This window comes from Agrobacterium sp. InxBP2 (assembly GCF_026191755.1).
GTDB lineage: Bacteria > Pseudomonadota > Alphaproteobacteria > Rhizobiales > Rhizobiaceae > Agrobacterium > Agrobacterium pusense.
This window is the reverse complement of the sequence record NZ_JAINDY010000020.1, coordinates 97,741-106,987: the sequence shown is the minus strand read 5'-3', so window position 1 is coordinate 106,987 and position 9,247 is coordinate 97,741. Positions and strand designations below refer to the sequence as shown.

General features: G+C 59.6%; 11 protein-coding genes. 8 read left to right on the top strand and 3 right to left on the bottom strand.

Annotated features, from left to right (window positions below):
* Nucleotides 1–57 precede the first annotated feature (57 nt).
* From sufB to sufA, 6 genes are all read left to right on the top strand, one after another.
* Nucleotides 58–1,527: a Fe-S cluster assembly protein SufB gene (gene sufB, locus K7A42_RS03465; RefSeq protein ID WP_006698793.1), complete on the top strand. Its 1,470-nt coding sequence runs from the start codon at nucleotides 58–60 to the stop codon at nucleotides 1,525–1,527.
* A gap of 179 nt (nucleotides 1,528–1,706) precedes the next feature.
* The gene (gene sufC / locus K7A42_RS03460) at nucleotides 1,707–2,462 is read left to right on the top strand and encodes a Fe-S cluster assembly ATPase SufC (RefSeq protein ID WP_003522658.1); all 756 of its coding nucleotides are present in this window, start codon (nucleotides 1,707–1,709) and stop codon (nucleotides 2,460–2,462) included.
* Nucleotides 2,463–2,485: 23 nt separating this feature from the next.
* Entirely contained in the window at nucleotides 2,486–3,757 is a 1,272-nt protein-coding gene (gene sufD / locus K7A42_RS03455) for a Fe-S cluster assembly protein SufD (RefSeq protein ID WP_282454864.1), read from the top strand.
* Between the two features lie 109 nt (nucleotides 3,758–3,866).
* Nucleotides 3,867–5,108 (top strand): cysteine desulfurase, encoded by a 1,242-nt coding sequence (locus K7A42_RS03450; protein ID WP_162719177.1) that lies wholly within the window; start codon nucleotides 3,867–3,869, stop codon nucleotides 5,106–5,108.
* A gap of 36 nt (nucleotides 5,109–5,144) precedes the next feature.
* Nucleotides 5,145–5,528: an SUF system Fe-S cluster assembly protein gene (locus K7A42_RS03445; protein WP_004442386.1), complete on the top strand. Its 384-nt coding sequence runs from the start codon at nucleotides 5,145–5,147 to the stop codon at nucleotides 5,526–5,528.
* Between the two features lie 105 nt (nucleotides 5,529–5,633).
* A complete protein-coding gene (gene sufA, locus K7A42_RS03440) occupies nucleotides 5,634–6,023 on the top strand; it encodes a Fe-S cluster assembly scaffold SufA (RefSeq protein ID WP_004442383.1) in 390 nt (129 codons plus the stop codon).
* A 216-nt stretch (nucleotides 6,024–6,239) separates the two neighbouring features.
* On the opposite strand, the gene K7A42_RS03435 is transcribed toward sufA, so the two are convergent.
* A complete protein-coding gene (locus K7A42_RS03435; protein WP_282454863.1) occupies nucleotides 6,240–6,515 on the bottom strand; it encodes a hypothetical protein in 276 nt (91 codons plus the stop codon).
* Between the two features lie 94 nt (nucleotides 6,516–6,609).
* On the opposite strand from K7A42_RS03435, the gene K7A42_RS03430 reads away from it, so the two are divergent.
* Together K7A42_RS03430 and K7A42_RS03425 are read left to right on the top strand one after the other, a co-directional pair.
* A complete protein-coding gene (locus tag K7A42_RS03430; RefSeq protein WP_282454862.1) occupies nucleotides 6,610–6,831 on the top strand; it encodes a hypothetical protein in 222 nt (73 codons plus the stop codon).
* A gap of 16 nt (nucleotides 6,832–6,847) precedes the next feature.
* Nucleotides 6,848–7,315, top strand: a complete 468-nt coding sequence (locus K7A42_RS03425; protein WP_282454883.1) for a DUF6714 family protein — start codon at nucleotides 6,848–6,850, stop codon at nucleotides 7,313–7,315.
* Nucleotides 7,316–7,325: 10 nt separating this feature from the next.
* Here the strand turns inward: K7A42_RS03425 and K7A42_RS03420 are convergent, their stop codons facing one another.
* Complete coding sequence (locus tag K7A42_RS03420) at nucleotides 7,326–8,534, bottom strand: ABC transporter permease (protein WP_004442376.1); 1,209 nt, start codon at nucleotides 8,532–8,534, stop codon at nucleotides 7,326–7,328.
* The gene (locus tag K7A42_RS03415) at nucleotides 8,524–9,243 is read right to left on the bottom strand and encodes an ABC transporter ATP-binding protein (RefSeq protein ID WP_282454861.1); all 720 of its coding nucleotides are present in this window, start codon (nucleotides 9,241–9,243) and stop codon (nucleotides 8,524–8,526) included. The genes K7A42_RS03420 and K7A42_RS03415 overlap by 11 nt, the downstream gene beginning before the upstream one ends.
* Nucleotides 9,244–9,247: the final 4 nt, after the last annotated feature.

Genomic DNA, 9,247 nt, shown 5'->3' with positions numbered 1-9,247 from the left:
CGCCTTGATACGTTGACAAGCCACCGGACCTTGGCTCCGGCGAGATTGGAGAACGACATGGCAGCGGTTCAGGAAACGATCGATCAGGTCCGCCAGATCGATGTGGACCAGTATAAATACGGCTTCGAAACCAATATCGAAGTCGACAAGGCCCCGAAGGGTCTTTCGGAAGAGGTGATCCGTTTCATCTCGGCCAAGAAGCAGGAGCCGGAATGGATGCTGGAATGGCGTCTTGAGGCTTACAAGCGCTGGCTGACGATGGAAGAGCCGACCTGGGCGCGCGTCAGCTACCCCAAGATCGACTTCAACGATCTCTATTATTATGCCGCGCCGAAAAGCACCCCCGGCCCGAAGTCGCTCGATGAAGTCGACCCGGAGCTGCTGAAGGTCTATGAAAAGCTCGGCATTCCGCTGAAAGAACAGGAAATCCTCGCCGGCGTCGAAAAGCGTCAGGTCGCTGTTGATGCCGTGTTCGACAGCGTCTCCGTCGTCACCACCTTCAAGGCGGAACTGGCGAAGGCCGGCGTGATCTTCATGTCGATCTCGGAAGCCGTGCGCGAGCATCCGGAGCTGGTGAAGAAATATCTCGGCTCGGTCGTTCCGACGACGGACAATTTTTATGCGACGCTGAACTCCGCCGTCTTCACCGACGGTTCCTTCGTGTTCGTGCCGAAGGGCGTTCGTTGCCCGATGGAGCTTTCCACCTATTTCCGCATCAACGAGAAGAACACCGGCCAGTTCGAGCGCACGCTGATCATCGCCGAAGAGGGTGCCTACGTCTCCTATCTGGAAGGCTGCACCGCTCCCCAGCGCGACGAGAACCAGCTTCACGCCGCCGTTGTTGAACTCGTGGCGCTCGATGATGCCGAAATCAAATATTCCACCGTCCAGAACTGGTATCCGGGCGACAAGGAAGGGAAGGGCGGCATCTACAACTTCGTGACCAAGCGCGGCGATTGCCGTGGCAACCGCTCGAAGATCTCGTGGACGCAGGTGGAGACCGGTTCGGCCATCACCTGGAAATACCCGTCCTGCATCCTGCGCGGCGATGACAGCCGTGGCGAGTTCTATTCGATCGCGGTCTCCAATGGTCACCAGCAGATCGACAGTGGCACCAAGATGATCCATCTCGGCAAGAACACGTCGAGCCGCATCATCGCCAAGGGCATCGCCGCCGGTTTTTCGGAAAACGTCTATCGCGGCCAGGTCTCGGCCCACCGCAAGGCGACCAACACGCGCAACTTCACGCAGTGCGACTCGCTGCTGATCGGCGACAAGTGCGGCGCGCATACCGTGCCCTATATCGAGGCGAAGAACTCGTCCGCTCACTTCGAGCACGAGGCGACGACGTCGAAGATTTCCGAAGACCAGCTGTTCTATTGCCTGCAGCGCGGCATTCCCGAGGAAGCGGCGATCGCGCTGATCGTCAATGGCTTCGTGAAGGAAGTCATTCAGGAACTGCCGATGGAATTTGCCGTGGAAGCGCAGAAGCTGATCGGCATTTCGCTGGAAGGGTCTGTCGGTTAACTCTTGCTCGACATCCTCGGGCTTGTCCCGAGGATCTACGGCAAATGGCCTGAGCAGAGACAACCCACTTCCCGGATCCTCGGGACAAGCCCGAGGATGACGGATGAGAGATTTGAGACAAGCCCTGACGGGGCGCACGAGGCGGTCCTTGAAACCGCACCATGAACAGGAACAATATCATGCTTGAAATCATCGACCTGCACGCGAAGATCGCCGATACCGAAACCGAGATCATCAAGGGTCTCAACCTGAAGGTTGCCGCTGGTGAAGTTGCGGCCATCATGGGCCCTAACGGTTCCGGCAAGTCGACGCTGTCCTACATCCTGTCGGGCCGTGAGGACTATGAAGTCACCTCCGGTGACATTCTCTATAACGGCGAAAGCATTCTGGAGCTGGACGCTGCCGAGCGTGCGGCCAAGGGCATTTTCCTTGCCTTCCAGTATCCGGTCGAAATTCCGGGCGTCGCCACCATGCAGTTCCTGAAGGTTGCGATGAACGAGCAGCGCAAGGCGCGCGGCGAGTCCGAGCTGACGACGCCTGATTTCATCCGCCGCGTCAAGGAAGCGGCCGGCGATCTGAAGATCGACATGGAGATGCTGAAGCGTCCGCTCAACGTCGGTTTCTCCGGTGGTGAGAAGAAGCGTGCCGAAATCCTGCAGATGGCGCTTCTGGAGCCGAAGCTCTGCGTTCTCGACGAAACCGATAGCGGTCTCGACATCGACGCGCTGAAGATCGTGGCTGACGGCGTCAACGCGCTGAAGTCGCCGGATCGCGCCACCGTTGTCATCACCCACTATCAGCGCCTGCTCGACTACATCGTGCCTGACAGCGTTCACGTTCTCTACAAGGGCAAGATCATCCGCTCGGGTGACAAGGCTCTCGCGCTGGAACTGGAAAACAACGGTTACGCCGACATCATCGGTGAAGCGGCCTGATCGAAGGCCAGGAGGTGATGTCCATGAACATTCAAGCTACCAACCGGCTGACGCCAGCGGAAACCGCGCTGGTCGATGCCTATACCGCCAAGTTCAGCGAGCTGCCCGGCGATGGCGCCGTGGTTGCCGCGCGTGACGTGCTGTTCGACGATCTGAAGACCGGTGGTCTTCCGACACGCCGCATCGAGGCCTGGCACTATACCGATCTGAAGAGCCTGCTGCGCACGGTTCCGGAAGACCGGCCCGCGCCTGTCATCGAGAAGGCTGCGTCGATTATTGCCGGTTCGCCTGTGGCTTACATGCTGCATGGCACGGCCGATATCGGCAAAGTCGATGGTGTCAGCGTATCGCGCTTTGCCGACAGCCTGCTCGACGGCTCTGCCGCGGCTGGTCTGGCGGAAGCGAGCAAGGATGACACGATTGGCCGCATCAATGGCAGCTTCGTGCGTGACGGCCTCGTGGTCGAAATTCCCGCCGATGCGGAGCTCGACAAGCCGATCGAACTGCAGGCGATCCATGGCGCAGGCCAGGTTCACAGCCGCTTCCCGGTGCGCTTCGGCAAGGGTTCGAAAGCGACCGTCATTGAACGTCACCTTTCGGTGACGTCTGATGCGGCGCTGGTCTCCTCGGTCAGCGATATCGTCGTTGAGGATGGTGCGGAAGCAACCTGGATTCTGTTGCAACAGCAGGGTGCCGCCGATATTCACCTTGGCCAGTTGCGCATCAAGCTCGGCGCGGAAGCCAAGTTCCGTCTCTTCCTGATCAATGCCGGCGGCAAGCTGGTGCGTCAGGAATTGCGCATCGATGTGGAAGGCGAGGGCACTGATCTCATCGTTCGCGGCGTCAACCTTTTGGGTGGCGAAACCCATACGGACGTGACGATGGTTCTTGGCCACAACGTGCCGAACACGACCTCGACGGAAGTTTTCCGCAACGTGGTGTTCGACCGTGCAAAGGGCATTTTCCAGGGCATGATCCGGGTCGCACCGGATGCCCAGAAGACCGACGCGAAGATGGCGTGCAACACGCTGCTGATGTCTGACGATGGCGAGTTCTCGGCAAAGCCGGAACTGGAAATCTTCGCCGACGACGTCCAGTGCGGCCATGGCGCGACGGTTGCCGATATCAGCGACAACCATCTCTACTACCTGATGGCGCGCGGCGTTCCGCGGGCAAAGGCACGGGCGATGCTCGTCAACGCCTTCGTCGCCGAGATCGTCGAGGAACTGGAAGAAGAAAATCTGGTAGAGGCGCTGGAGACGATCATTTCCTCCTGGCTGGAGCATCACGCTTAGTAACCTCTCCGTCGTCATCCTCGGGCTTGTCCCGAGGATGACGTGAAGCAGCGGTAACGGCTGCAAAACCCGGAGCTCTCTAGAAGAGCACCATGAAAGGGCCCGAGAAATGGACCAGACCGCAATGGCGGCCCCTTATGACATCGAAGCCGTGCGCAAGGATTTCCCGATCCTGTCGCGCGAAGTCTATGGCAAGCCGCTGGTCTATCTCGACAACGGCGCGTCCGCTCAAAAGCCGCAGGTGGTGATCGACGCCGTTTCGCATGCTTATGCAAATGAGTACGCAAACGTGCATCGCGGCCTGCATTTCCTCTCCAATGCCGCAACCGATGCCTATGAGGCGGCGCGCGAAAAAGTGCGCCGGTTCCTCAATGCCGGTTCGGTGGACGAGATCGTCTTCACCAAATCCTCCACCGAGGCGATCAATACGGTCGCTTACGGTTATGGCATGCCCAAGATCGGCGAGGGCGACGAGATCGTCATCTCGATCATGGAGCATCACTCCAATATCGTGCCATGGCATTTCATCCGCGAACGGCAGGGCGCCAAGCTCGTCTGGGTGCCGGTTGATGATGACGGCGCATTTCATATCGAGGCTTTCGAAAAGAGCCTGACGGAGCGCACCAAGCTCGTTGCCATCACCCATATGTCGAATGCGCTCGGCACCATCGTGCCGGTCAAGGAAATCTGCCGTATCGCGCATGAGCGTGGCATTCCGGTGCTGATCGATGGATCACAGGGCGCTGTTCATATGCCGGTGGATGTGCGCGATATCGATTGCGACTGGTATGTGATGACGGGTCACAAGCTTTACGGCCCCTCGGGCATCGGCGTGCTCTATGGCAAGGCCGACCGGCTGCGCGAGATGCGGCCGTTCCAGGGCGGCGGCGAGATGATCCTTGACGTCTCCGAAGACAATGTCACCTATAACGAGCCGCCGCATCGTTTCGAAGCGGGTACGCCGCCCATCGTGCAGGCGATCGGCCTCGGTTATGCGCTCGATTACATGGACAATCTCGGCCGTGCCGCGATTGCTGCACACGAGGCCGATCTTGCCGCTTATGCCGCCGAGCGGCTGCGCGAGATCAATTCGCTTCGCATCATCGGCAACGCGCCTGAGAAGGGCGGCATTTTCTCCTTCGAGCTTGAGGGCATTCACGCCCACGACGTCTCGATGGTGATCGACCGGCGCGGCGTTGCCGTGCGGGCCGGCACCCATTGCGCCATGCCGCTCTTGAAACGCTTCGGCGTCACCTCCACATGCCGGGCATCGTTCGGCCTTTACAATACCCGCGCCGAAGTAGACTCTCTTGTCGAGGCGCTGGAATATGCGCGCAAATTTTTCGCCTGATATCGCAGCTTGAAATCAGGATTGAGGTTTAAGACCATGACTGCCGATGCCACTGCAAAGACCCAGGATGCGACCGAAGCTCAGGAAAAGGTATCCACCATTCCGCCGGACGAGCTTGCACGCCTCAGCGACGATGTGATCGCGGCGCTGAAGACCGTTTATGACCCGGAAATTCCGGCCGACATCTTCGAACTCGGGCTGGTCTACAAGATCGATATCGAAGACGACCGGATGGTCAAGATCGTCATGACGCTGACGGCCCCCGGTTGCCCCGTCGCTGGCGAAATGCCGGGCTGGGTGGAGAACGCCGTTGGCGCCGTCGAAGGCGTTTCCGGTGTCACCGTCGAAATGACCTTCGATCCGCCGTGGACGCCGGACCGCATGTCGGAAGAGGCGCAGGTCGCCGTCGGCTGGTACTGATTTGATTTTGACTGGTGTCATCCCTTGATGACATTGTCAGGCGCACTTAAATTGAATTCCATAAGCATCGAGCCTTGAACTCGATTGTCGAAGGAGAATGGGCCCATGGGCTTTGCAATCATGACCATGACCGGGGCTGCTGCCTCGCGCGTTAAAGCGATCGTCGAAAATTCCGGACCGGACGCCAAGGGCGTGCGCGTCGGCATCAAGAAGGGCGGTTGCGCGGGCATGGAATATACCATCGACCTCGTGACCGAGCCGGATGCGAAGGACGATCTGGTGGAATTCGAAGGCGCGAAAGTCTGGGTTCAGCCTTCCGCGGTGCTTTATCTGCTCGGCACGCAGATGGATTTCGAAGTGACCAAGATGCGCTCCGGTTTCACCTTCAACAATCCGAACCAGACCTCTGCCTGCGGCTGCGGTGAATCGGTTGAGCTGAAGCCTGCGGATCTCGCCGCGCTTGCAAAGCAGCGTGAGGCAGAAGCCAGCGTCTGATTGGCTGCACTATCTCTGCGATGGATAGTTAGATATTCTTTTGCACCCAGCGCTCCTACAAACGCGACGTCATCCTTGGGCTTGACCCGAGGATCCATCCCCGCCAAATCGCTTGGGACGTTTGTAGATTCTCGGGTCAAGCCCGAGGATGACGGACGAAAAGTTTCAGGGTTTTTTCCGCAGACTGCGTCTCACGCAAAGTCAACTTCCCAAGGATCATGACTGCTGTTTGAAGGCTTCGATGAAATCGGCCAGCGGATGGATTGATGGCGTGGTCATCAATAGCGGTTCGAGAGCCGCGGCGACCTCCCGGCAATCTTCTGCAGAGAGTGGCCGCAGGCTTGACGTGATCCTGTTATAGTCAGGCGTCCCGCGCGATGCGAGCGAGCGATGGATCACAAACACTTCCGTCTGCCCGACCTGTCGCTCCACAAAAAGGGCAAGCGATCCGCCGTCTGCAGCCGCAGCGCTATCGGATACGGATTTGAACATCGAGACTCCATGCGGTAGATTTCCGGAGAGCCTATCCGATTGACGTCATGGAGCAAGATTGAATGCGGATGGTTTCAGTGAGGGGGTAGCCGGCGTGGGGAATAGCAGTAGCTCGATTGATGTCTGGACACTTGGCCTCGTTGCTGCCGGCATTCTGGTCGGCCTGACGTTGGTTGTCGGTATTCTTTTCCTCTCCTTTTCTTGGGAGGCTAAAGCACGCAGGCGCGTGTCATCAGCCACCACGGAAGGCGTTCAGTTCGAACGAACCGAAGGCGGCGAGTGGCCAACGGTGCGTGGAGACGGGGGCCATCATTGAACGGGCGGTTCACGTGATGAGACCGGCAGGGGAGATCACGGCCACGGCAAGGGGGGCGGTAAAAGCTGCTTTCGCGCACGTCACCCTAGGCGGCGGTGTGGGTCTTCGTGAGGCCGCCGCGATTGATGATTACGCGAGCCATGATGTGCTTGCCGCCCGCCGCGCCGAGGATGAAAAGGACGACTGGTCTGCGATCACGGTGGAAGACGTGAACCTACACTCCGCCAGTCCTGCGTTTTTTGATGCCGAAGCAATGCGGTTTCATCTACCCGCCTACATGATCGCCGATCTCGACGGTTGTTACCGGCACGAGTTCGTGCCCCACCTGCGCGGCCGCCCGGAGAAATTTGCGCTGTTGAACGACGCTCAAAGGCGGGCCGTTGAATTATATTTGCACGCCCTCCTGCAGCGAAACTACCCGCCGTCTTACCAGACCGATGTAGAACAGGCGCTTGAGGAATGGCGGCAAGCCGCAGATCGTTAGGCCGGATTGATCACTCGTGTCTCAGGGCTTCGATCGGGCTGAGACTCGCCGCCCGCCGCGCGGGAAAATAGCCGAAAATCACGCCGATGGCGGCTGAAAAGGCGAAGGCGAGGAAGATGATCGATGGGCTGGTGACGAAAGGCACGTTGAGGAAGCTGACGACCGCGTAGGCGAGGCCGAGGCCGGTAAGGATGCCGACGATGCCGCCGAAGGCCGAGAGCATCACCGCTTCCACCAGAAACTGTGTCAGCACCTGTTTTTCCAATGCGCCGATGGCAAGCCGAATGCCGATCTCACGCGTGCGCTCCGTTACCGAGACGAGCATGATGTTCATGATGCCGATGCCGCCCACGAGAAGGCTGACGGCGGCGACCGCGCCGAGAAGCCCGGTGAGAAGCGTCGTCGTGCCGGTCATGGCCGAGGCGATCTGTGTCATGTCGTTGACGGTGAAATCGTCCTCGCGGCCGATGTTGATGCGGCGGCGCTCGCGCAGCAGGTTTTGCAGGTCGCTCTGCACCTTGGCGGTGGAAACGCCATCCTGCGCCGAAACCATGATCGAGGAAATGGTGGTGGTGCCGCCAATGCGCCGCTGGTGGATTTTGAGCGGCATGATGATCGTGTCGTCCTGATCGTCGCCGAGGCCGGACTGGCCTTTGCGGGCGAGAACGCCAATGACGGGGCAGGAGATGTTGCTGACGCGGATCGTCTGTCCCACAGGGTTTTCCGCACCGAACAGTTCCTGACGCACGGTTTCGCCGATGATGCAGCCGATCTGACCGCCGCGATCTTCGGCGGGCTGGAAGTCACGACCCAGCGCGATCGTCCAGTCCTGGGCGATCAGGTAATCATTGGTGGTGCCGATGACGCTTGTCTGGTGGTTCTTGCCGCCGAAAATGACGGTTGCTGCGGAACTGCGGTTCTGCGGTGCGACGGCGCGTATGCCTGATATCTGGTTGCGGATCGCCTCGACATCGCGGTCATCGAAGCGCTTGGCTTCAGTGCTGGCGCGGCCGGGGCCGAACTGGCCGGGGCGCACGAACAGCATGTTGGTGCCGAGCCGTGACAGTTCCGATTTTACCTGCTCGGTCGTACCGTTGCCGATGGTGACCATGGCAATGACGGCGGCCACACCAATGACGACGCCGAGCACCGTGAGAAAGGAGCGCAACAGGTTGCGGCTGATGGCGCGCAACGCAAGACGCGATGTTTCAAAGAACATCCAATGTCTCCTTATTATCCGCGGCGCTATCGGAGGCGAGGTGGCCGTCGACAAAACGCAGCAGGCGCCCGGCATAAGCGGCGATATCCTCCTCATGGGTTACCATGACGACGGTGATGCCCTTGTCGCGATTGAGCGAGGTTATCAGTTCCATGATTTCGACGCTGGTCTTCGTATCGAGATTGCCGGTCGGCTCGTCGGCCAGAAGCAGCGCGGGGCGGGTGACGATGGCGCGGGCAATGGCCACACGCTGCTGCTGGCCGCCGGAAAGCTCCTGCGTGGTGTGATCTTCGCGGCCTTTGAGGCCCACCTGCGCCAGCGCCTCCATGGCGCGCTCCCGACGCTCTGAAGCTTTCATGCCCCGATAGATAAGCGGTAGTTCGACATTTTCCACCGCAGAGGTGCGGGAGAGAAGGTTGAAGCCCTGAAACACGAAACCGAGCATGTGCCGGCGCAGCAGCGTCAGATGTTCGTTATCGAAGCCGCTGGTCGGCACGCCCTGGAAGAGATATTCGCCAGCCGATGGGACGTCCAGACAGCCGATGATGTTCATCGAGGTGGATTTACCCGATCCCGACGGTCCCATGATGGCGACGAATTCCTTCTCGCGGATCGACAGGCTGACGCCGTCGAGCGCGCGGATCGTCGCTTCGCCGCGACCATATTGCTTCACGACATCACGGAACTCGATGAGCGGCGGCTGTTGCATGCGC

Bases quoted from the DNA above. Each gene is read 5' to 3' on its own strand.
- K7A42_RS03445 (WP_004442386.1), top strand. From the start codon at position 5,145: ATGACTGCCGATGCCACTGCAAAGACCCAGGATGCGACCGAAGCTCAG.
- K7A42_RS03425 (WP_282454883.1), top strand. From the start codon at position 6,848: ATGAGACCGGCAGGGGAGATCACGGCCACGGCAAGGGGGGCGGTAAAA.
- sufB (WP_006698793.1), top strand. From the start codon at position 58: ATGGCAGCGGTTCAGGAAACGATCGATCAGGTCCGCCAGATCGATGTG.
- sufC (WP_003522658.1), top strand. From the start codon at position 1,707: ATGCTTGAAATCATCGACCTGCACGCGAAGATCGCCGATACCGAAACC.
- K7A42_RS03420 (WP_004442376.1), bottom strand. From the start codon at position 8,534: ATGTTCTTTGAAACATCGCGTCTTGCGTTGCGCGCCATCAGCCGCAAC.
- K7A42_RS03435 (WP_282454863.1), bottom strand. From the start codon at position 6,515: ATGTTCAAATCCGTATCCGATAGCGCTGCGGCTGCAGACGGCGGATCG.
- sufA (WP_004442383.1), top strand. From the start codon at position 5,634: ATGGGCTTTGCAATCATGACCATGACCGGGGCTGCTGCCTCGCGCGTT.
- K7A42_RS03450 (WP_162719177.1), top strand. From the start codon at position 3,867: ATGGACCAGACCGCAATGGCGGCCCCTTATGACATCGAAGCCGTGCGC.
- sufD (WP_282454864.1), top strand. From the start codon at position 2,486: ATGAACATTCAAGCTACCAACCGGCTGACGCCAGCGGAAACCGCGCTG.
- K7A42_RS03415 (WP_282454861.1), bottom strand. From the start codon at position 9,243: ATGCAACAGCCGCCGCTCATCGAGTTCCGTGATGTCGTGAAGCAATAT.